Here is a 20,470-nt window from a genome sequence, read left to right on the forward strand (position 1 = left end):
GTAACCATGAGCGCATTACTCGAAGTCCGCAACCTGCGCGTGGAATTTCCCACGCGCCGCGGCACGCTACGCGCCCTGGACGATGTGTCCTTTTCCATCCAGGCCGGCGAAGTCCTGGGCGTGGTGGGCGAATCCGGCGCCGGCAAATCGCTGACCGGCGCTTCCATCATCGGTCTGCTCGAACCGCCAGGCCGCATTGCCGCTGGCGAGATCCTGCTGGCGGGCCGGCGCATCGACAACCTGCCCGACGAACAGATGCGCCGCGTGCGCGGCCGCGAGATCGGCGCGGTATTCCAGGACCCGCTGACCTCGCTAAACCCGCTGTACACGGTGGGCAGGCAACTGGCCGAAACCATCGTCACGCATCTGGACATGACGTGGTCGCAGGCGCGCAACCGCGCGGTGGAACTGCTGGCCTCCACCGGCATTCCCGCCGCGCGCGAGCGCATCGACCACTACCCGCACCAGTTTTCCGGCGGCATGCGCCAGCGCGTGGTGATCGCGCTGGCCCTGGCCGCCGAGCCGAAGCTGGTGGTGGCCGACGAACCCACCACCGCGCTGGACGTGTCGATCCAGGCGCAGATCATCGAACTGCTCAAGCGCCTGTGCCGCGAGCACGGCACGGCCGTCATGCTGATCACGCACGACATGGGCGTGATCGCCGAGACCGCCGACCGCGTGGCGGTGATGTACGCCGGCCGCGTGGCCGAGATCGGGCCGGTGGCCGACGTGATCCACAAGCCGCGCCACCCCTACACGGCGGGGCTGATGGGGTCCATTCCCACGCTTGAAGGCCACATCGAGCGGCTGGTGCAGATCGACGGCAGCATGCCGCGGCTGAACGCCATTCCCCCAGGCTGTGCGTTCAACCCGCGCTGCGGCCAGCGCCTGCCGCGCTGCGCGCACGACCGCCCCGAGCTGATGCCCGCGGGTACGTCGCGCGCGGCCTGTTGGCTGCATGACAAAGGCAATACGTTGGAGGTGGCCGCATGAGCACGCCCTTGGTTCAAGTAAAGGACGCGGCGCGCTGGTTCGACGTGTCGCCGCCCTGGCTGGAGCGCACGCTGGCGCGCAAGCCCAAAGTGATGCTGCGCGCGGTGGACGGGGTGTCGTTCGACATCGCCCGCGGCGAGACGCTCGCATTGGTGGGCGAATCCGGCTGTGGAAAATCGACGGTCGCCCGCATGCTGGTGGGGCTGTACGGCCTGACCCGCGGCGACATCCAGTTCGATGGCCAGCCGCTGTCGCGCATGTCCGAGTCGGGCGGCCGCGCCTTGCGAAAGCGCCTGCAGATGATCTTCCAGGATCCCTATGCCAGCCTGAATCCGCGCTGGCGCGTGGGCCGCATCATCGCCGAGCCGATGCTGACCCACACGCAGATGACACAAGACGAGCGCGTCGCGCGCGTGGGCGATCTGCTCCGGCAGGTGGGCCTGGACCCGGCGGACCAGGGCCGCTATCCGCACCAGTTCTCGGGCGGCCAGCGCCAGCGCATCTCGATCGCGCGGGCGCTGGCGGTCAATCCGGAGTTCCTGGTGTGCGACGAGCCCACCTCGGCGCTGGACGTGTCGGTGCAGGCGCAGGTGCTGAACCTGATGAAGGACCTGCAACGCAAGCTGGGGCTGACGTACCTGTTCATTTCCCACAACCTGGCCGTCGTGCACCACGTGGCCGACCGCGTGGGGGTGATGTACCTGGGGCGCATGGTGGAAGTGGCGCCGCGCGACGAACTCTTTGCGCGGCCGCGGCATCCCTACACGCGGATGCTGCTCGAGGCGATTCCGGACATCAACGGCGCGGGCAAGCCGCGCACGGCGGTGGCGGGCGAGGTGCCCAATCCCCTGAATCCGCCGTCCGGCTGCACCTTCCATCCGCGCTGCCCGCACGCCAATGACCGATGCAAGGCCGAGGCGCCGGCCGCGAAGCTGGCGGGGGTGTCGATCGTGGCCTGCCACGCCGTCGAGGAAGGCCGGATCACCGTGTAATCCTGCCGCCGCCGCGGACCGGGCGCCTGCCCGGGCTGCGGCGCGCCGCGCTCAATGGCGGTGGTTGTGGACGTCGTCGTAGGGCGTGTCGTCGTCCTCGTCGTCCGCGTCGTCGTCCTCTTCCTCGTCTTCTTCGTCCGGATCGGGCTGCGGTTCCTCGGTCAGGGCGAAAGGCAGCACTTCCTCAAGGTTGTCGGACCAGGCGGACTCTTCGCCGTCGTGGTCCAGCTTGATGAAGCGCTCGCCGTCGTTCAGCGAGATCTGGATCGCCCACAGGTACAGGCAGTCGTAGGTGTCGTCATCGGACTGCGGCAGGCCGCCGCGGTTGCCGAGCAGGCGCGCGCCCGGCCCGCCCATCTGCACGTGCGTCTGTTCCTCGTCCGCCTCGGCTTTCTCGTCCATTGGGACGCCGTAGGTCACCCATTCGGTGCCTTCGTCGCCCAGCACCACTTCCGCCAGCACCGGCTTGCCCAGATAGGCGCTGAGGGCGTCCGCGGTCTTGGCCAGCATGTCCAGTTCGGGGGCGCTGAAATGGGTCAAGGAAGCGGGCGGAGTGGCAGAGGCGGACATGTTGGTTCCTGGGCGCGATGAAGCCGCGACGGCACGGCAGATACGTCAGGCGCTATTGTCGCGCGAACGGCGCTGCGTTGCATCGGGCGCTTGGATTACGAAGAAACGTGTGCGGTATCCGGATGGCGTGCCGGGGCGGCTGCATATCGGTGACGTATACATCGAGCCGGACGAGGCCTACACTGGCCGGCTTTCGTCTTCCTGCCTTTCCGTTTCAAACATGCGCGCCGACGCTCCGCAGCTTCCCCTCCGCTTTTTCCTGTTTCCCCTGCTGGCCGCCCTGATCTGGTCGGTCAACATGATCGTGACCAAGATGGCCGCCGGCGTGATCGCGCCCGCCGCCATCGGCTTTTACCGCTGGGCGCTGGCGGGCATCGTGCTCACCCCCTTTGCATTGCCTGGCGTCTGGGCGCAGCGACGCCAGGTGCTGGCGCATCTGCCGAAGTTCGCGGTGCTGGGCGGACTGGGCATGGCGCTGTATCAGGGCCTCGCCTACGTGGCGGCCGCCTCGACCACGGCCACCAACATGGGTTTCATCACCGCGATGATTCCGCTCATGACCATTGCCGTCATGGCGGTCATCATGCGTGAGCGGCCCTCGGCGATGGCGGTGCTGGGCAGCCTGGTCTCGCTGGCCGGGCTGGCGTTGCTGATCGGCGAGGGCGATCCGGCCCGGCTGCTGGCGGTGGGCGCCAACCATGGCGACGTGCTGATGGGGCTGGGCGCGCTGGCCTACGCGCTGTACGGCGTGCTGCTGCGGCGCTGGGCGCTGCCGGTGGGGCCGTGGCAGTCGCTGTACGTGCAGGTCGCGTTCGGCATCCTGTTCCAGCTACCCGCCTTCCTGATGGCCGCGCCGTCGCCGCTCAATGCCGCCAACGTGCCGCTGGTGCTGTATGCCGCGGTGTTCCCGTCGCTGTTCGCGCCGTATCTGTGGATGCAGGGCGTGCGCCATCTGGGGCCCAACCGCGCCAGCATCTTCCTGAACGTCATGCCCGTGTTCACGGTGGCCATCGCGGCGCTGTTCCTCGATGAAAAGCCGCATCTCTTTCACATTGCCGGCGGCGCGCTGGCGCTGGCCGGCGTGATGCTGGCGCAGATGCGCACGCCGGGCATGCCGGGGCGTGCGGCAAAAACCCGCTGAGGCGGCATGGGGCCGGATCACGCCTGCCGCACGCCGGTCAGGGTTCCGGCCTACAATCAACGGTTTCTCAGCTATATCTCACCTACGAGCCCATGGCCCAATACGTCTACACCATGAACCGCGTCGGCAAGATCGTGCCGCCCAAGCGGCAGATCCTGCGCGATATCTCGCTTTCGTTTTTTCCTGGCGCCAAGATCGGCGTGCTGGGCCTGAACGGCTCGGGCAAGTCGACGCTGCTGAAGATCATGGCGGGCGTCGACCGCGAGATCGAAGGCGAAGCCGTGCCCATGCCCGGCCTGAACATCGGTTACCTGCCGCAGGAACCGCAGCTCAATCCCGAGCACACCGTCCGTCAGGCGGTCGAGGAAGGCCTGGGCGCCGTCGTCACCGCCAAGAAGCGCCTGGACGAGGTCTACGCCGCGTACGCGGAACCCGACGCCGATTTCGATGCGCTGGCCGCTGAACAGGCCGAACTCGAAGCCATCATCGCCGCCGCCGCTTCCAGCGGCGCGGACGACATCGAACACCAGATGGAAATCGCCGCCGACGCGCTGCGCCTGCCACCCTGGGACGCCATCGTCGGCAAGCTGTCCGGCGGTGAAAAGCGCCGCGTGGCCCTGTGCCGCCTGCTGCTGTCCAAGCCCGACATGCTGCTGCTGGACGAGCCCACCAACCACTTGGACGCCGAGAGCGTGGAGTGGCTGGAGCAATTCCTGCACAAGTTCCCCGGCACCGTCGTCGGCGTGACCCACGATCGCTACTTCCTGGACAACGCGGCCGAATGGATCCTGGAACTGGACCGCGGCTACGGCATCCCCTGGAAGGGCAACTACAGCTCGTGGCTCGAACAGAAGGAAGACCGCCTCAAGCAGGAAGAGTCCTCCGAATCCGCGCGCCAGAAGACCATCAAGAAGGAACTGGAGTGGGTGCGCCAGAACCCGAAGGGCCGCCAGGCCAAGGCCAAGGCGCGTCTGGCGCGTTTCGAGGAACTGTCTTCGTACGAATACCAGAAGCGCAACGAAACCCAGGAAATCTTCATTCCCGTGGGCGAGCGCCTGGGCAACGAGGTCATCGAGTTCAACAACGTCAGCAAGGCCTACGGCGACCGCCTGCTGATCGACAACCTCAGCTTCAAGGTGCCGCCGGGCGCCATCGTCGGCATCATCGGCGCGAACGGCGCCGGTAAGTCCACGCTGTTCCGCATGATCGCCGGCCGCGAGCAGCCGGATTCGGGCGAAGTGAAGATCGGCCAGACCGTCAAGCTGGCGTACGTCGACCAGTCGCGCGACGCGCTGGAAGACAAGAAGACGGTATTCGACGCGGTGGCTGACGGCGCCGACCTCTTGACCGTGGGCAAGTTCGAAATGTCGTCGCGCGCCTATCTGGGCCGCTTCAACTTCAAGGGCGGCGACCAGAACAAGGTCGTGGGCCAGCTCTCGGGCGGCGAACGCGGCCGCCTGCACATGGCCAAGACGCTGATCGCCGGCGGCAACGTTCTCTTGCTTGACGAACCGTCCAACGACCTCGACGTCGAAACGCTGCGCGCCCTGGAAGACGCGCTGCTCGAGTTCCCCGGCAGCGTCATGGTCATCAGCCACGATCGCTGGTTCCTGGACCGTATCGCCACGCACATCCTCGCGTTCGAAGGCGATTCGCAAGTCGTGTTCTTTGACGGCAACTACCAGGAATACGAAGCCGACAAGAAGCGCCGCCTGGGCGAAGAGGGCGCCAAGCCCAAGCGCCTGCGCTACAAGGCGCTGAAGTAAAAGGCCGAAAGCCGAAAGCCGATCCCTCTGGTGTCTGACACCCAACTGGCACAGCCGTCAATTCAAGACGCCGCCGCAAGGGTGTCAGACACCAGCCAGTAGGAATACACGCCAAGCATCCCGGCCAAGCGCCGGGGTTTTTTTTGGCGTCAAAGATCCTCCGAAGTGTCTGACACCCTGGTGAGATTCGCGTCATACAGCCTCCGAGGTGTCTGACACCCTGGTGAGATCGGCGTCATACCAAGTGCGTCTCCCAAGGGTGTCAGACACCGGCCCATCAAACACCGGCCCCGCGCGACGCCATCGCCCCACAGCGTTATGCTGACGCCTTACCCCCGGGAGTCCTCACCATGCTGCTGTCCGCCACCGATTCCACCCTGCTGATCGTCGACATGCAGGGCCGCCTGATGCCTGTCATCCACGACGGCGATGCCGTGCTCAACGCCGCGCACAAGCTGGCGCAGGCGGCGCGGCTGCTCGACGTGCCCGTGGTGGCCACGGAACATCACAGCAAGATGCTCGGGGTCACGGTCGACCCGTTGCGCGAACTGGTCCAGGCCACCTTCCAGAAGATGCACTTTTCCTCGGCCCGGGAACCGGGTTTCGACGGCTGGCTGCCGGCCTCGCGCCGCACGGTGCTGGTGGCGGGCTGCGAGGCGCACATCTGCGTGCTGCAAACCGTCATCGGCCTGGTGGAACTGGGCTACAAGGCCGTGCTGGTCGCGGACGCGGCAGGTTCGCGCAAGCCGTCGGACCATCATGCCGCGTTGCGCCGCGCCCGCGCGCACGGCGCGGAAATCGTCACGTCGGAAATGGCGATTTTCGAGTGGATGGAAACCTGCGAGCACCCGCGCTTTCGCGACGTGTTACGTCTGGTCAAATAGCGGCCCGCGCCTGCAACATCGTCCCCAGGAGAGCGCAACGATTTGCTCTCCCTTTGACACAATTCCTGGGCAAACCTAACACCATGTCCCCGGATATTTTGCGATCCTGAAGGCTCCTAACCCCAAAAAGGTCCGCGCGCTCGCGTTTGGGTTCACCGGTGCGGCCCCGGGTAAAAGAACAGGAGCTTCATCATGAAAATCGCATCGCTTTCCAAGATCTGTGCCGCTGTGGCGCTGGCTGCCACCATGGCGGGTTGTTCATCGTGGGATGGCATGAGCCATCGCCAGAAGAGTACCGTGGGCGGCGCCGCACTGGGCGGCGTGGCGGGCGCCGTCATCACCAACGGCGGCGTGCTCGGCACGGTCGGCGGCGCGGCGATCGGCGGTGTGATCGGCGACCAGGTGGGCAAGCGCTAAGCCTTCGTCGTTTCAAAAGCAACGCCCGGCAAATGCCGGGCGTTTTTTTATGCGCAATGCGCGCCGGCAAAGCCGGCGCACAGCAGAGACATCACGTCTCGTTCTGCGGCATTTCGATCTTCACTTCCAACACCTCGAGCGTGTCCTGGCGTTCCAGGTGCACCTTGATGTCTTCAGGATTGATCTTCACGTACTTGGAAATGACCGCGATCAGTTCCTGCTGGAGTTGCGGCAGGTAATCGGGGGAATCCCCGCGGCCACGCTCGTGGGCAAGGATGATCTGCAACCGTTCTTTGGCGACGGACGCGGAGGTCTTCTTTTGACCGAGCAGAAACGACAGGAAGGACATCGCTTACTTGCCTCCGAACAGGCGTTTCAGGAAACCCGGCTTTTCGTAGTCGGTAAAGCGCAGGGCCTTGTCTTCGCCAAGGTAACGGCTGACCACGTCCTTGTAGGCTTCCGAGACGTCGGTGTCTTTCAGGTGGATGGCCGGCAAGCCCTGGTTCGAGGCCTGCAGCACGGCTTCCGATTCGGGAATCACACCGATGAGCTTGATGCGCAGGATGTCTTCGATGTCGGTCAGCGACAGCATTTCGCCGTCGGACACGCGCTTGGGGTTGTAGCGCGTGAGCAGCAGGTATTCCTTGACCGGCTCGTCACCCTCGACCGCGCGCTTGGACTTGGCGGCCAGGATGCCCAGGATACGGTCGGAGTCGCGCACCGACGAGACTTCGGGGTTGGTGACCACCAGCGCGTCATCCGCGAAGTAGGCCGCCATCAGCGCGCCGGTCTCGATGCCCGCGGGGGAGTCGCAGACGATGTAGTCGAAACCCATTTCCTTCAGGTCGTTGATGACCTTTTCCACGCCTTCCTGCGTCAGCGCATCCTTGTCGCGCGTTTGCGAAGCCGGCAGGATGAAAAGGTTTTCGAGCTGCTTGTCCTTGATGAGCGCTTGCTTGAGGGTCGCCTCGCCCTGGATCACATTGACGAAGTCATACACCACGCGACGCTCGCAACCCATGATGAGGTCGAGGTTGCGCAGGCCGACGTCGAAGTCGATGACAGCGGTCTTGTGGCCCCGCATCGCGAGGCCCGCGGAAAAACTGGCGCTCGTCGTGGTTTTGCCCACGCCGCCTTTGCCGGAAGTCACCACAACAATGCGTGTCATGACGATCAAACCCTTATGTTCGAATAAATCGCGTTATCGTAAAGCAAAAAGCCCGTGTAAGGCTTCTTACAGGATGTGTTGAGATTTGAGCGGGCCGCTGCCGGGCCGCCGTCTCGCAGGATGCCGCACACAGCGCGCGGCATCAGGCCTTCAGTGCTTCGATGCGCAGCGTGTCGCCATCCAGCCGGACCAGCGCGGGCTGATTCTGCAGCGTGCGGTCGAGCTTGTCCTCGACCACGCGATACACGCCCGCCACTGCCAGCAGTTCCGCATCCAGATGCGTCGTGAAGATGCGCGCCGACGTATCGCCGCGCGCGCCGGCCATGGCCTTGCCGCGCAGCGGACCGTAGACGTGCACGTTGCCGTCGGCGATGACCTCGGCGCCCTGGCTGACCATGCCGATCACCACCAGGTCCGTGTGGCGGGCATAGACGCGTTGCCCCGAACGCAGCGGACGCGTGATCACCAGCGCCGAAGACGAGTGCGGCGCCGCGGCCGTCGGGCTGGACGCGGACGTGGTGCTGCTGGCCGCGCGGGCGGGCAGGGGATCCGCATCGGGCGCCGGGGCGGCAGCCTGCGCATCGGCGGCTTCATCGGCCGCGGGCTTGTCTTGCGCGGCCGCATCGGACGCAGGCGCCGGCGCGGCCTGGGCCGAGGTGTCGGTGGGTGCGGGCGCGATTTCGACCGCGGCCGCCGGCACGGACGGCACCGGCGTGGCGACGTCGTTGGGCGGCGCGGTGTCCACCACGGGGGCGGGGCGCGCTGCCGGCGTGGACAGTTCGACGGGCGTCAGGCCGGCTTCGCGCGCGGCCTGCAGGTTGGCGCCTTCGGCCACCACGCCGATCGGGGGCAGGTTGTGGCCGCGCAGCGCCGCCACCAATGCCGTCCAATCGATCTTTTCCTCGACGCGGCTGGCGTCGATGACGACGGGCTCGTTTTCAAAGAAGCTGCCGGCATCGGCCATGCGTTTGGCGAGCGCAGCGTTCAGGCGTTCGGGATCGGCACTATGCAAAACCACCCGGATGGCATAAAGGGTGGCGCTCTTGAAGTCCAGGGCTAGCGATTCAGTGTTCATCTTGATTTTGGCTGGCGGTCTGGACGCCGGAAAACGGCGTCCTCGACCGGCTGCGGGATGTCGGGGATGATAACCCGCCCGGGACGGCCTGCGCCGGGCGCACGGCGAAAGAAAAAGGCGCCGCAAGGCGCCTTTTCCCGGTATTGCGCGCGTGAGCGCGTCAACCCTGGGCCCAGGAATCGCGCAGGGTCACGATGCGGTTGAGCACCGGCGCGTCAGGCGTCGAGTCCTTCAGGTCGGCCGTGAAATAGCCCAGGCGCTCGAATTGCCACGTGGCGCCGGGCGTGGCCACGGTGCCGGGCTCCAGCCAGGCCGTGACGGTCTGCTTGGAGTTGGGGTTCAGGCAGGCCAGGAAGTCCTTGTCGCCGCCGTCCGGACGCGGATCGGCAAAGAGGCGGTCGTACAGGTGAATCTGGGCAGGCACCGCGTGCGCCGCGCTCACCCACGTGATGTTGCCCTTGACCTTGACGCTGTCCGCGCCGGGCGTGCCGCTCTTGGTGTCGGGCAGGTATTCGGCCTGCACTTCGACGACTTCGCCGGCTTCGTTCTTGGTAAAGCCGGTGCAGCGCACGACGTAGCCGTACTTCAGGCGCACGGTGTTGCCCGGGAACAGGCGGAAATACTTCTTGGGCGCTTCCTCGCGGAAGTCGTCGCGTTCGATCCAAAGTTCGCGCGACAGCGGGAATTCACGCACGCCGGCCTCGGGGTCATGCGGATTGCGCGGCGCGGTGCAGGTCTCGGTCTGGCCTTCGGGGTAGTTGGTGATGACCAGCTTGATCGGGTCAAGCACGGCGACCGAACGCGGGGCGATGGGGTCCAGATCGTCGCGCACGGCCTGCTCCAGCAGGCTGTAGTCGATGCGCGAGTCGGACTTGGACACCGCGGTGCGGTCGCAGAACAGGCGGATCGACGCGGGCGTATAGCCGCGGCGGCGCAGGCCGAAGATGGTGGGCATGCGCGGATCGTCCCAGCCGTCCACGTGGCCTTCCTTGACCAGTTGCAGCAGTTTGCGCTTGCTGGTGACCACGTAGCTCAGGTTCAGGCGGGCGAATTCGTATTGATGCGGCAACGGCTGGGCCAGCTTGCCCAGTTCGGCCAGTCGCGCCAGGATCCAGTCGTAGAACGGACGCTGGTCTTCGAATTCCAGCGTGCAGACGCTGTGCGTGATGCCTTCCAGCGCGTCTTCCACCGGGTGCGCCCAGCTGTACATCGGGTAGATGCACCACTGGTCGCCGGTGCGGTGGTGCGTGGCGTGGCGGACGCGATACATGACCGGGTCGCGCAGGTTGATGTTGGGCGAAGCCATGTTGATCTTCGCGCGCAGCACCAGGCTGCCGTCCGGATGCTTGCCGTCGCGCATCTCGCGCAACAGCGCGATGGACTCGGCGGCCGGGCGGTTGCGCCAGGGCGAGTCCGTGCCGGGTTCGGTCAGGGTGCCGCGATTGGCGCGAATCTCGTCGGCGCTTTGCTCGTCGACGTAGGCATGGCCGGCTTCGACCAGGGCTTCGGCGAACTCATACATATAGCCGAAGTAATCGCTGGCGAAATACAGGTTCTCGCGGCCGTCGGCCTTCCAGTCGAAGCCCAGCCAGTGGACGGCCTCGATGATGGCGTCGACGTATTCCTGGTCTTCCTTCTCGGGATTGGTGTCGTCAAAGCGCAGGTGGCAGACGCCGCCAAAGTCGCGCGCCAGGCCGAAGTTCACGCAGATGCTCTTGGCGTGGCCGATGTGCAGGTAGCCGTTGGGCTCCGGCGGAAAGCGCGTGCGGATGCGGGCCGGGTCCGCTTCCCCCTGCTGCTGCAAGGCCGCCGGGCCAGGCTTGCCCGCCCAGCGCTTGCCCTGGAAGCGGTTGGCTTCGAGGTCGTCTTGGACGATGTTGAGCAGGTAGTTTGATGCGGCGGGGGTCGGCGTCGTGGCGGAGGTCATTCTTGAAAGAATAGGAAAAAGCAGCGACAAAGCGTCAATTTTGCCACGTTCCGCACCGCGCCCCTTTTCGTCATGCCTGCAACCGGTTTCAATCCGCCCCCATAGTCGTGTAACTGGCTCTACACTACGGGCCATTATGGATATCTCGACCCTATCCCTGGCCCGGGCGCAGTTCGTGGCCAGTCTTAGCTTCCTGGCGCTGTTTCTCGCCGTCTCCCTGGCCCTGGCCTGGGTGCTGCTGTTCTTCAAGATCCGCGCGCGGTGGTCCAGCCATGGCGGCTGGACGGGGGCCTACCGCTTCTGGGTCCGCATCTTCGCCCTGTCCTTCGTGCTGACGCTGGCCGCCAGCGTGCCCGTCCTGATCCAGATCGGCAGCCTGTGGGCGGGGCTGATGGACAAGATCGGCAACGTGGCCGGTCCGCTGCTGGGCTACGGCATCCTGTCGGTCTTCATCCTCAAATCCTGTTTCCTGGGCGTCATGCTGTTCGGCCAGCGCCGCGTGTCCGATGGCGCGCACACGCTGGCTGTCCTGATGGTGGCGGTGGGGCAGGTCGTGGCCGTGTTCTGGGTGCTGGCCCTGCAATCCTGGATGCAGACGCCCGATGGCGCGCTGCTGGTCGACGGCCGCTATCAGGTCTATGACTGGATGAAAGTGGTGCTCAATCCCTCGGTCGGCTGGCGCCTGGCCGTGGTGATGGTCGGCGCGGCGCTGGCCGCCTCGTTCCTGATGATGGGCGTGACCGCGCTGCAGGCGTTGCGCCGGCCGCTGGGCGAGGGCGAGCGCAGCGCGTTCAAGACGGCGCTGGTGGTGGCCGTGGTGGCCGCCTTCCTGCAAGTGCCGGTCGCAACCGGCGCGGGCCAGCTGATGGCCAAGCTGCAACCGGCCAAGGCCGCCGCCGCGGCGGGCTTCTGGCAGAGCGGTCCCGTGCCGCAACTGGTGGTGTTCGGCTGGCCGGACGCCCGGGCGCACGTCAATGTCGGCGACCTTACCTTCAACAATGCGGGCGGCATGTGGCTGCACCGCAATGCGGACGGCACCTATCAGGGCCTGGACAAGTATTCGGGGATGCTGCCCCCGGTGGCCGTGACCTTCTGGTCGGTGCGCGTGGCCGTGGGCCTGGGCCTGCTGATGCTGGCCGTGGCCTGCGTGACCTTCCTGTGGACCTTCCGCCGCGGCCTGGACGCGTCGGCCCTGCCGCCGTGGTGGCAGCGGGTCCTGTGCGGCATGATGTTTTCCGGCGGTATCGCCGTCGTCGCGGGCTGGTGGGTGTCCATCATCGGACTGCAGCCCTTCGTCGTGAACGGCACGGTCACGCAATCCGAGGTCCTGGGTTCCATGCCGTCGAGCACCGTGCTGTATGGCCTGGCCGGTTACGGGGTCTTGTACGCGCTGCTGCTCGCAGCGTTCGCCGGCATGCTGTTCCATGCCGCGCGCTACGGCGTCGTGCCCGTGCGCAAGCTGAGCGGAGGTGCGCCATGATCGCCATGCTGGCGGCCTCTCAAGGCCTGAGCCCCGACGATCCTTCTTTCTGGATGCCGCTCGCCTTCATGGCGCTGCTGTTCGTCGTGATTGCCGCGGGCATGGTCCTGGACGGCTTCGACCTCGGCGTGGGCATCCTGCTGCAGATCGCGCCGGAGCACGAGCGCGGCCGCATGATGAGCCTGCTCAGCCCGTGGCGCGACGCCAATGAATTCTGGCTGCTGCTGGGCATGGGGTTGTTCGCGGCGGCGTTTCCGTTTGCCTGGGGCGCCGTGCTGGGCAAACTCTACGGACCGCTGACGCTCATGGTGCTGGGGGTGGTGCTGCGCAGCGTTGCGTTCGAATTCCGCATCCGCGCCCGCAACGAATTGAAGCCGCGCTGGATCTTCGCTTTCTGGGCGGGCTCGCTCATCACCGCCTTTGGCCAGGGCGTGCTGCTTGGCCGCATTGCCACGGGCTACCAGTCCGATGCAGGCTATGGCTGGTTCGCGATGTTCGTGGGCCTGTGCGCGGTGGCGGCCTACGTGCTGCTGGGCGCCGCGTGGCTGGTCATGCGCGTCGATGGCGACCTGCAGCGCCGCGCGGCCAACTGGGCGCGCCACGCGATCCGCTGGACCGCCGTGGGCATGGTGTCGATCGCGGTCACCCTGGGCCTGGCCAACGCCGGCATCTTCTACAAATGGAGCAACATCGCGCACCTGAGCCTCGCGGCGTCGGTGTGGGTGCTGATGCTGGCCGGTTTCGTGGCCGCGGAAATGCTGCTGGCGCGGCTGCCCGGCCGCGCCGACCGCTTCAGCTGGCTGCCGTTCGTGCTGACGGTCGCGCTGTTCCTGCTGATGCTGAGCGGGCTGGCCTACAGCCTGTTCCCGTACCTGATCCTGGACGACATGACGCTGTGGGACGGCGCGGGCGCGCTGGGCTCGATGCGGCTCGTGATGGCCGGCGCCGTGGTGGGGATACCGGTGGTGCTGGTGTTCAACATCCTGGCGTACCGGTCCGTGTTCGGCAAGGAACGCCGCCGCGTGCCGCTGCTGCCGCCGCCGTCTTACTAAGGGTCTTGCGGGCCGGGCGCCATGCCGCAAAGGCGGGGCGCCCGGGCCGGCGCTACAGCACCGGCCGCGCCACCCGCTGCAGGATTTCTTCGCCGTAGGCTTCCAGTTTGCGGGCCCCCACGCCGTTGATGTGGCTCAGGTCGTCCATGGACTCGGGCTGCGCCAGCGCGATCTCGCGCAGCGTGGCGTCGTGAAAGATCACGTAGGCGGGCACGCCGTGGCTCTTGGCGACTTCGCCGCGCCAGGCGCGCAGGGCTTCGAACACGGGCTGCAATTCGGCCGGCAGGTCGATCGCCGCCGCCTTGGGCCGTCCGCTGCCCGTCTTGCCGGACCGCGGTTTCTTTTCGGATTCGCGCCGCAGCATGAGCTGGCGTTCGCCCTTGAGCACGGCGCGGCTGCCTTCGGTCAGGGCCAGCGTGCCGAAGCCTTCGTTGTCCACCGTCAAGAGGCCCTGCGCCAATAGCTGGCGCAGCACGCCGCGCCAGGCGGTGTCGGACAGGTCGGCGCCCACGCCGAATACGCTGAGCGTCTCGTGGCCATGCTGCTGGGTGCGGTCGGTGACCTTGCCGCGCAGGATGTCGATGATGTGGCCGGCGCCATAGCGCTGGCCGCGTTCCTTCCAGAGCCGGTACACCGCCGACAGCACCTTCTGCGCCGCGACGGTGCCGTCCCACGCCTGGGGCGGGTCCAGGCAGACGTCGCAGTTGCCGCACGCGGTGATCTGCTGGCCAAAGTACGCCAGCAGGCGCACGCGCCGGCATTCCACGGTTTCGCACAGGCCCAGCATGGCGTCGAGCTGCTGGCCCAGGCGCCGGCGATAGGACTCGTCGCCAGGCGATTCGTCGATCATGCGGCGCTGCTGCACCACATCCTGCAAGCCGTAGGCCAGCCATGCGGTGGCGGGCAGGCCGTCGCGGCCGGCGCGGCCGGTTTCCTGGTAGTAGCCTTCGACCGACTTGGGCAGGTCGATGTGCGCCACGAAGCGCACGTCCGGCTTGTCGATGCCCATTCCGAACGCAATGGTGGCGACCATCACCACGCCGTCCTCGCGCAGGAAGCGCGACTGGTTGGCCGCCCGCACCTGGGCGCTCAGGCCCGCGTGGTACGGCATCGCATCGATGCCCTGGTTGCACAGGAATTCGGCCGTTTCTTCCACCCGGGCGCGCGACAGGCAGTACACCACGCCGGATTCGCCTTCGTGCTCGGTGCGGATCATGTCCAGCAGCTGCTTGCGCACCTCGTTCTTTTCGACGATGCGGTAGCGGATGTTGGGGCGGTCGAAGCTCGAGACGAAATGGCGGGCTTCGTCCAGCGACAGACGCTGCGCGATCTCGGTACGTGTGACGGCGGTGGCGGTGGCCGTGAGCGCGATGCGCGGCACGTCAGGCCAGCGCTCGTGCAGCATGGACAGGCCCAGGTATTCGGGACGGAAATCGTGACCCCATTGGGACACGCAATGTGCTTCGTCGATGGCGAACAGCGCGATGCGGCCACGGTCCAGCAACTGCAGGCAGCGGTCGGTCAGGAGGCGTTCGGGCGCGACATACAGCAGGTCGAGCTCGCCATCCAGGAACGCCTGCTCCACGTCGCGGGCCACGCGCCATTCCTGCGTCGAATTCAGGAACGCCGCGCGCACGCCCAGTTCCGTCAGGGCGTCGACCTGGTCCTGCATCAGCGCGATCAGGGGCGACACGACAATGCCCGTGCCTTCGCGCACCAGCGAGGGAATCTGGTAGCACAGCGACTTGCCGCCGCCGGTGGGCATGAGGACGAGGGCGTCGCCGCCGCCGATCACCTGATCGACAATGGCTTGCTGGTCGCCGCGGAAGGATTCGTAACCGAAAACGCGCTGCAACACGCCGAGGGCGCGCGCGTCAGACATGGGGGTAGGCCGGAAGCATCATGGCAGGGATTTTAAGCCCCAATTCCGGCCGGTCCCATCCCAGGGGGATTTTTTGGTCCGCGTTCCCGGCGCTTACCAGCTGAGCCAGGTGCCGCGCATGAAGGTGTCCACGGGCATGCTCAGGTTGGCGCGCCAGCCATAGTCGCCCGTCACGATGTCGCGGTCCGCGCCCACGGCCAGCTTGACCTTGGGGGCGACGAACATGCTGTGGGACAGGCCCACGCGCTGCTCGGCCAGCACCGACCCCTCGCGCAGGCCGGAATACGTGCCGCTCAACGTGCCCCAGCCCGACAGCGGCACGCCCGCAGAGATCGTATTGCGGGTCTGCGCGGCGGACGCGACGCCGTCGGAATAGGTCGACAGGTCGCCGTAGCCCGCGCCGATCTGCTCGTTGGTGTAGCCCAGCGTCACGGTGTCGGCCACATCGACGCTGTAGCCGAAGCGGTAGCGGTAGCCGCTAGCCGCATCGAACGAACTTTGCGTGGCGCCTGCCCGGAAGGTGCCGAATTCGCCGGCGTTGTACGTGGTGCCCACGCCGCGCGTGGTGAGCGACGGCGCGCTCTGCATCTGGCCCTCCACCGTCAGCACCGGCGTGAGGCCGTAGCGCACGCTGCCGCTGCCGACGGACGCGCCGTAGTCCACGGCCCCGGACTGGGCGGCCGGGTCCATGAGATTGAGCTTGCCCAGCGAGGACGAATAACCGAAGCTGCCTTCCGGCAACGTGGCGCCGGTGCCGCCCCAGTTGGCGATCTGCAGCCCGCCCACCGGCGCGCCGCTGCCCCAGGCGGGCGCGTTGGGGTTGACGTTGCCCACCGTGAGGGACGGGCCCGAGGTATTGCGGTATACCCAGTTGCGGCTGCCGCCATAGCGCAGGCCGTCCTGTCCGCTCACCGACGAAAACCAGGGGCGCGAGGGGCGGGAGACGCCGGAGATCACCACGACCGGCACGCTCGGCAGGTCACCGTCTTCAAGCGCAAAGGAATAATCCGGCGGGATGTCCGCCGCGGACGCGGGCGCCGCCAGCGGATCGCACGTCAGCGGAACTGGCGGCGCGCTGCCGGTCAGGCCCAGGCCCGTGCCGGGGATGAACCCGTCGGCCGTATCCGGGCCGCCGTCGCGCACCGAGGTGTCCATGCCGGGTTCGGTCGCGTGCAGGTCGCAGGGCGTGGGGTCCAGCGGCACGGCCCGGTCGTCGAACGACGGGGCGGGGCGCACCGGCAGGGATTGAACCGGCGAGAGCACGCCAATGCCGCGCGCCACGCGCGTGACCTCGCCCGCCGGGGGCGGCGTCAAGGTAAACGGGGACACGTCGGGCTCGTCGCCAAACGCAGGCGCCATCGGCCAGGCAAGGCCCGCCGTCAATGCCGCGTGCAACAGCCCTCTGCGCCAGATGTTAGCTGTGGCGACCATGGGGACAGTGTAGAGAGCGCGCTGCCGCGCATCTGTAAACGATCTTTAGAAAAGTCCACGAGGGGCGGCAGGCGAAGCGCCATTCTAGGGCAGTCGCGAGTCTGGGGCACGTCCGATCGCGAAAAGCCCGAAACATCCGGCCAACATCGTGCAACGGGTATATTTCAGATGATTTCCTGCCCCTTGCAGGCGAGCGCGCCGCGCCGCACTATCACGCCCATGGACAATTCCCACACCAAGCTGCTGGTCGTCGACGATGATCCGGCGCTGCGCCAGCTGCTGGCCGACTACCTGAACCGGCATGGCTACGACACGCTGCTGGCCCCGGACGCGACCGACCTCTCCTCGCGCATCACCCGTTACGCGCCCGATCTGCTGGTGCTGGACCGCATGCTGCCCGGCGGCGACGGCGCCGATGCCTGCCGCCGCCTGCGCGAGCAGGGCGAGGACATCCCCGTCATCCTGCTGACCGCGCGCGACGAAGCCGTGGACCGCATCATCGGCCTGGAGGCCGGCGCCGACGATTACGTCGGCAAGCCCTTCGACCCCCGCGAACTGCTGGCCCGCATCGAGGCCGTGCTGCGCCGCAAGCGCGGCCCGTCCGCGCTCACCAAGGATGCGCCGGTCGCTTTCGGCCCGTTTGTCTTTGACCCCTCCACGCGTCAGCTGTCCCGCGAAGGCACCGTGGTCAAGCTGACCGGCGGCGAAATCAACCTGCTTGAAGCCCTGGTGCGCAATGCGGGCAAGCCGCTGTCGCGCGAACGCCTGCTGGCGCTGGCCCGCGACGACGACGCCGGCGAGCGCAACGACCGCGCCATCGACATCGCGATCCTGCGCCTGCGCCGCGTGATCGAGGACGATCCCAAGCAGCCGCGCTGGATCCAGACCGTCTGGGGCATCGGTTACCGGTTCTCTCCCTGATGCGCTTTTCCCCCGGCATTCTCGTGCCCCGCTCGCTGCGGGCGCGGCTGATCCTGCTGATCCTCGGATCGGTCCTGCTCACGCAGGCCGCCACGCTGGTGACGGTGTCGTACTTCCGGCACAAGTTCATGGAAGACGTGGCCATCGGCTATATCGTCACCACCATCCGCACGCTGCGCGCCGCCGTGTCCCAGGTGCCCGCCGAAGACCGCGCCGACTTCGTGCGCGCCGCATCGCAGAACCAGTGGCGGTTGTGGTCACGCGTGCTGCCCGCCGAAGCCAAGCTGCAGCGCTTCAATGGCCGCCGTCCGCCGCCGCGTGCCGCGCCGCGCCCGCCGCCTCCCGCACCCCCGCCCGCCCCGGATTCGCAATTGCACGGTCCGCCTCCGCCGCCCCCGCCGGAGGTGCATGGCGACGAACGCGAAACCGATGCGGCGCAGGCAGACGCTGGCAGCGATGCCCAGCGCGACGGCGACCGTGCCCGCGAGGAGCACGCGCGCCGCCACAAGTCCGAGCCCGAGCCCGACGATATTCGCCGCGACCTGCGCGTGCTGGTTCAGCAGCTCAACGAACGCCTGAACGACGGCACGCGCGTGGCGCTGTCGCGCGGCCCCACGCCGGAGATCTTCATTTCGCTGGCGCCCAACCCGGCCACCGAAGACGCGCCGCGGCTGCGCGAGTGGCTGGTCATTCCGCTGGACCGGCTGGATCCGCCCGTTGCCACGCCCTTCATCGCCGCCTGGCTGGGCGGGCTGGGATTGCTGCTGCTGCTGGCCGTGGGTTTTTCGTGGCACATCACGCGCCCGATCACGCGGCTGGCCGACGCCGCGGACCAGCTTGCTGCGGGCCAGCCCCAGCGCGTGGAACCCTCCGGTCCGCACGAAACCCGCGTGCTGGGCGAACGCTTCAATGCCATGCTGGACGCCTTGTCCGAGTCCGATTCCGTGCGGCGCACGCTGCTTTCCGGGCTGCCGCACGACCTGAAAGGGCCGCTGTCGCGCATGTGGCTGCGCGTCGAGATGGCCGACGATTCGACGCTGAAGGAAGGGCTGCGCACCGACCTGCGCGACATGCAGCACATGGTGGACCAGTTCATCGGTTTCGTGCGCGGCACCGATCCGGCGGCCTACCGCTATGCGCCCATCGTGCTGTCGGAATGGCTGACCGAGCGCGTGGGCGCCTGGCAGGGCGCCGGCACCGCGATCGGCCTGAACACCGATGCCCAGGCCAGCGGCGCCGTGGTGCAGGCCGACGCCGTGGCGTTGGGGCGCCTGCTGGACAACCTGATCGGCAACGCGCTGAACCACGGCGCGCCGCCGGTGGACGTCGCGTTGCGGCGCGAAGAGGAATACGCGGTGCTGGACGTGGCCGATCACGGGCCGGGCATCGTGCCGGAACGCCGCCAGGAGGCCTTGCGGCCTTTCAGCCGGCTTGACGACGCGCGTACCCGCACCGGCAGCGTGGGCCTGGGCCTGGCGCTGGCCGAGGCCATTGCGCGGGCGCATGGCGGATCGCTCGAATTGCGCGAGGCTCCGTCCGGCGGGTTGTGCGTGCGCGTGCGGCTGCCGCTCTCCCAGACTGCCTGACCGACCTGGCCCCGGGGACGGCCCCGGGGCAGCCCGCGCTACGGTACGATTCATCCTGCTTCGTCCTTTGCCCGTACCCCGCACCATGGCCATCCAGTCCGATTCGCTTTCCTCCCGTCCCGACGCCCCCCGCATCGTGACGCCGCAGCCGGTGTCGCCCAACGAGGAGTCGATCGAACGCGCGTTGCGGCCCAAGGCGCTGGAAGAATATGTCGGGCAGCAGCGCGCCCGCGAACAGCTCGAGATATTCATCGCCGCGGCCAGAAAGCGGGGCGAGGCGCTGGACCACGTCCTACTGTTCGGCCCCCCGGGCCTGGGCAAGACGACGCTGGCGCACATCATTGCGCACGAAATGGGCGTGCAATTGCGGCAGACGTCCGGCCCCGTTCTCGAACGCCCGGGCGACCTGGCCGCGCTGCTGACCAACCTGGAAAAGAACGACGTCCTCTTCATCGACGAGATCCACCGCCTGTCGCCCGTGGTCGAGGAAATCCTTTACCCCGCGCTCGAAGACTTCCAGATCGACATCCTGATCGGCGAGGGGCCGGCCGCGCGCAGCGTGAAGCTGGACCTGCAGCCCTTCACGCTGGTGGGCGCCACGACCCGCGCGGGCATGCTGACCAATCCGCTGCGCGACCGCTTCGGCATCGTGTCGCGGCTCGAGTTCTACAACGCCGCGGATCTGGGCCGCATCGTGACGCGCAGCGCGGGCCTGCTCAATGCCGTCATCACGCCGGACGGCGCGGCCGAGGTGGCGCGCCGCGCCCGCGGCACGCCGCGTATCGCCAACCGCCTGCTGCGCCGGGTGCGCGACTACGCCGAGGTAAAGGCGGGCGGCACCATCGACGCCGACGTGGCGGGCCGCGCGCTCGCCATGCTGGAAGTCGATCCGCAGGGCCTGGACCTGATGGACCGCAAGCTGCTCGAAGCCATCGTCCACAAGTTCGATGGCGGTCCGGTCGGCGTGGACAGCCTGGCCGCGGCCATCGGCGAAGAGCGCGACACGATCGAGGACGTCATCGAGCCGTACCTGATCCAGCACGGTTATCTGCAACGCACGCCGCGCGGCCGCACGGCCACGCTGACCACGTGGCGCCACCTGGGCCTGGCGCCGCCCGCAGGCACCACGGGCGGCAGCGGCGACCTCTTCGGCAAATAGGCTGCCCTCGCGCCGTCATGCCTTCG

At 67.4% G+C, this 20,470-nt stretch carries 18 protein-coding genes; 11 read left to right on the forward strand and 7 right to left on the reverse strand.

All coding sequences use genetic code 11. The annotated features are described in order from the left end of the window. Positions 1 to 6 precede the first annotated feature (6 nt). Both LN047_RS04945 and LN047_RS04950 read left to right on the forward strand, forming a co-directional pair. Positions 7 to 993, forward strand: a complete 987-nt coding sequence (locus tag LN047_RS04945) for an ABC transporter ATP-binding protein (RefSeq protein ID WP_062840339.1) — start codon at positions 7 to 9, stop codon at positions 991 to 993. Beyond that, entirely contained in the window at positions 990 to 1,985 is a 996-nt protein-coding gene (locus tag LN047_RS04950; protein WP_062840340.1) for an ABC transporter ATP-binding protein, read from the forward strand. The genes LN047_RS04945 and LN047_RS04950 overlap by 4 nt, the downstream gene beginning before the upstream one ends. A gap of 51 nt (positions 1,986 to 2,036) precedes the next feature. On the opposite strand, the gene LN047_RS04955 is transcribed toward LN047_RS04950, so the two are convergent. Continuing rightward, on the reverse strand, positions 2,037 to 2,555 hold the full coding sequence (locus tag LN047_RS04955; protein WP_056321133.1) for a hypothetical protein: 519 nt from the start codon (positions 2,553 to 2,555) through the stop codon (positions 2,037 to 2,039). Positions 2,556 to 2,775: 220 nt separating this feature from the next. On the opposite strand from LN047_RS04955, the gene LN047_RS04960 reads away from it, so the two are divergent. From LN047_RS04960 to LN047_RS04975, 4 genes are all read left to right on the forward strand, one after another. Beyond that, the gene (locus tag LN047_RS04960) at positions 2,776 to 3,696 is read left to right on the forward strand and encodes a DMT family transporter (protein WP_373981242.1); all 921 of its coding nucleotides are present in this window, start codon (positions 2,776 to 2,778) and stop codon (positions 3,694 to 3,696) included. Between the two features lie 92 nt (positions 3,697 to 3,788). Beyond that, positions 3,789 to 5,462, forward strand: coding sequence for an energy-dependent translational throttle protein EttA (gene ettA / locus LN047_RS04965; RefSeq protein WP_056321139.1), 1,674 nt, complete (start codon positions 3,789 to 3,791; stop codon positions 5,460 to 5,462). Between the two features lie 350 nt (positions 5,463 to 5,812). Further along, positions 5,813 to 6,346 (forward strand): isochorismatase family protein, encoded by a 534-nt coding sequence (locus LN047_RS04970; RefSeq protein WP_062840342.1) that lies wholly within the window; start codon positions 5,813 to 5,815, stop codon positions 6,344 to 6,346. Positions 6,347 to 6,538: 192 nt separating this feature from the next. Continuing rightward, positions 6,539 to 6,763: a glycine zipper 2TM domain-containing protein gene (locus LN047_RS04975; RefSeq protein ID WP_056321146.1), complete on the forward strand. Its 225-nt coding sequence runs from the start codon at positions 6,539 to 6,541 to the stop codon at positions 6,761 to 6,763. A 91-nt stretch (positions 6,764 to 6,854) separates the two neighbouring features. Here LN047_RS04975 and minE read toward each other — a convergent pair whose 3' ends face one another. The 4 genes from minE to LN047_RS04995 form a co-directional block, all read right to left on the reverse strand. Beyond that, positions 6,855 to 7,112: a cell division topological specificity factor MinE gene (minE, locus tag LN047_RS04980; protein WP_006217654.1), complete on the reverse strand. Its 258-nt coding sequence runs from the start codon at positions 7,110 to 7,112 to the stop codon at positions 6,855 to 6,857. A gap of 3 nt (positions 7,113 to 7,115) precedes the next feature. Next, the gene (gene minD, locus LN047_RS04985; RefSeq protein ID WP_008158705.1) at positions 7,116 to 7,931 is read right to left on the reverse strand and encodes a septum site-determining protein MinD; all 816 of its coding nucleotides are present in this window, start codon (positions 7,929 to 7,931) and stop codon (positions 7,116 to 7,118) included. 142 nt (positions 7,932 to 8,073) lie between these two features. Next, positions 8,074 to 9,006 (reverse strand): septum site-determining protein MinC, encoded by a 933-nt coding sequence (gene minC, locus LN047_RS04990; RefSeq protein WP_056321149.1) that lies wholly within the window; start codon positions 9,004 to 9,006, stop codon positions 8,074 to 8,076. A gap of 160 nt (positions 9,007 to 9,166) precedes the next feature. Beyond that, complete coding sequence (locus tag LN047_RS04995; RefSeq protein WP_373981243.1) at positions 9,167 to 10,933, reverse strand: glutamine--tRNA ligase/YqeY domain fusion protein; 1,767 nt, start codon at positions 10,931 to 10,933, stop codon at positions 9,167 to 9,169. Positions 10,934 to 11,069: 136 nt separating this feature from the next. Between LN047_RS04995 and LN047_RS05000 the strand changes: the two genes are divergently transcribed. Continuing rightward, positions 11,070 to 12,413: a cytochrome ubiquinol oxidase subunit I gene (locus tag LN047_RS05000; protein WP_373981244.1), complete on the forward strand. Its 1,344-nt coding sequence runs from the start codon at positions 11,070 to 11,072 to the stop codon at positions 12,411 to 12,413. After that, the gene (locus tag LN047_RS05005) at positions 12,410 to 13,465 is read left to right on the forward strand and encodes a cytochrome d ubiquinol oxidase subunit II (RefSeq protein ID WP_142050730.1); all 1,056 of its coding nucleotides are present in this window, start codon (positions 12,410 to 12,412) and stop codon (positions 13,463 to 13,465) included. The genes LN047_RS05000 and LN047_RS05005 overlap by 4 nt, the downstream gene beginning before the upstream one ends. Before the next feature lie 52 nt (positions 13,466 to 13,517). Here the strand turns inward: LN047_RS05005 and recQ are convergent, their stop codons facing one another. Continuing rightward, complete coding sequence (recQ, locus tag LN047_RS05010) at positions 13,518 to 15,347, reverse strand: DNA helicase RecQ (protein ID WP_056321158.1); 1,830 nt, start codon at positions 15,345 to 15,347, stop codon at positions 13,518 to 13,520. Positions 15,348 to 15,440: 93 nt separating this feature from the next. Further along, the gene (locus tag LN047_RS05015; protein WP_373981245.1) at positions 15,441 to 16,778 is read right to left on the reverse strand and encodes a fimbrial protein; all 1,338 of its coding nucleotides are present in this window, start codon (positions 16,776 to 16,778) and stop codon (positions 15,441 to 15,443) included. Between the two features lie 219 nt (positions 16,779 to 16,997). Here LN047_RS05015 and LN047_RS05020 point away from each other — a divergent pair, with 219 nt between their 5' ends. The 3 genes from LN047_RS05020 (at position 16,998) to ruvB (ending at position 20,444) form a co-directional block, all read left to right on the forward strand. Then, positions 16,998 to 17,699: a response regulator gene (locus tag LN047_RS05020; RefSeq protein ID WP_056321163.1), complete on the forward strand. Its 702-nt coding sequence runs from the start codon at positions 16,998 to 17,000 to the stop codon at positions 17,697 to 17,699. Beyond that, a complete protein-coding gene (locus LN047_RS05025; protein WP_373981246.1) occupies positions 17,699 to 19,285 on the forward strand; it encodes a sensor histidine kinase in 1,587 nt (528 codons plus the stop codon). Before LN047_RS05020 ends, LN047_RS05025 begins: the two co-directional genes overlap by 1 nt. An 85-nt stretch (positions 19,286 to 19,370) precedes the next feature. Continuing rightward, positions 19,371 to 20,444 carry a Holliday junction branch migration DNA helicase RuvB gene (gene ruvB / locus LN047_RS05030; protein WP_056321167.1) on the forward strand — a complete coding sequence of 358 codons (1,074 nt, stop codon included), beginning with the start codon at positions 19,371 to 19,373 and terminating at the stop codon, positions 20,442 to 20,444. Positions 20,445 to 20,470: the final 26 nt, after the last annotated feature.

It is taken from the genome of Achromobacter sp. JD417, from assembly GCF_041879325.1.
Lineage (GTDB): Bacteria > Pseudomonadota > Gammaproteobacteria > Burkholderiales > Burkholderiaceae_B > Achromobacter > Achromobacter mucicolens.

Coding starts and splice junctions, on each gene's coding strand:
- LN047_RS04945 (WP_062840339.1), top strand. CDS start 7: ATGAGCGCATTACTCGAAGTCCGCAACCTGCGCGTGGAATTTCCCACG.
- LN047_RS04950 (WP_062840340.1), top strand. CDS start 990: ATGAGCACGCCCTTGGTTCAAGTAAAGGACGCGGCGCGCTGGTTCGAC.
- LN047_RS04955 (WP_056321133.1), bottom strand. CDS start 2,555: ATGTCCGCCTCTGCCACTCCGCCCGCTTCCTTGACCCATTTCAGCGCC.
- LN047_RS04960 (WP_373981242.1), top strand. CDS start 2,776: ATGCGCGCCGACGCTCCGCAGCTTCCCCTCCGCTTTTTCCTGTTTCCC.
- ettA (WP_056321139.1), top strand. CDS start 3,789: ATGGCCCAATACGTCTACACCATGAACCGCGTCGGCAAGATCGTGCCG.
- LN047_RS04970 (WP_062840342.1), top strand. CDS start 5,813: ATGCTGCTGTCCGCCACCGATTCCACCCTGCTGATCGTCGACATGCAG.
- LN047_RS04975 (WP_056321146.1), top strand. CDS start 6,539: ATGAAAATCGCATCGCTTTCCAAGATCTGTGCCGCTGTGGCGCTGGCT.
- minE (WP_006217654.1), bottom strand. CDS start 7,112: ATGTCCTTCCTGTCGTTTCTGCTCGGTCAAAAGAAGACCTCCGCGTCC.
- minD (WP_008158705.1), bottom strand. CDS start 7,931: ATGACACGCATTGTTGTGGTGACTTCCGGCAAAGGCGGCGTGGGCAAA.
- minC (WP_056321149.1), bottom strand. CDS start 9,006: ATGAACACTGAATCGCTAGCCCTGGACTTCAAGAGCGCCACCCTTTAT.
- LN047_RS04995 (WP_373981243.1), bottom strand. CDS start 10,933: ATGACCTCCGCCACGACGCCGACCCCCGCCGCATCAAACTACCTGCTC.
- LN047_RS05000 (WP_373981244.1), top strand. CDS start 11,070: ATGGATATCTCGACCCTATCCCTGGCCCGGGCGCAGTTCGTGGCCAGT.
- LN047_RS05005 (WP_142050730.1), top strand. CDS start 12,410: ATGATCGCCATGCTGGCGGCCTCTCAAGGCCTGAGCCCCGACGATCCT.
- recQ (WP_056321158.1), bottom strand. CDS start 15,347: ATGTCTGACGCGCGCGCCCTCGGCGTGTTGCAGCGCGTTTTCGGTTAC.
- LN047_RS05015 (WP_373981245.1), bottom strand. CDS start 16,778: ATGGTCGCCACAGCTAACATCTGGCGCAGAGGGCTGTTGCACGCGGCA.
- LN047_RS05020 (WP_056321163.1), top strand. CDS start 16,998: ATGGACAATTCCCACACCAAGCTGCTGGTCGTCGACGATGATCCGGCG.
- LN047_RS05025 (WP_373981246.1), top strand. CDS start 17,699: ATGCGCTTTTCCCCCGGCATTCTCGTGCCCCGCTCGCTGCGGGCGCGG.
- ruvB (WP_056321167.1), top strand. CDS start 19,371: ATGGCCATCCAGTCCGATTCGCTTTCCTCCCGTCCCGACGCCCCCCGC.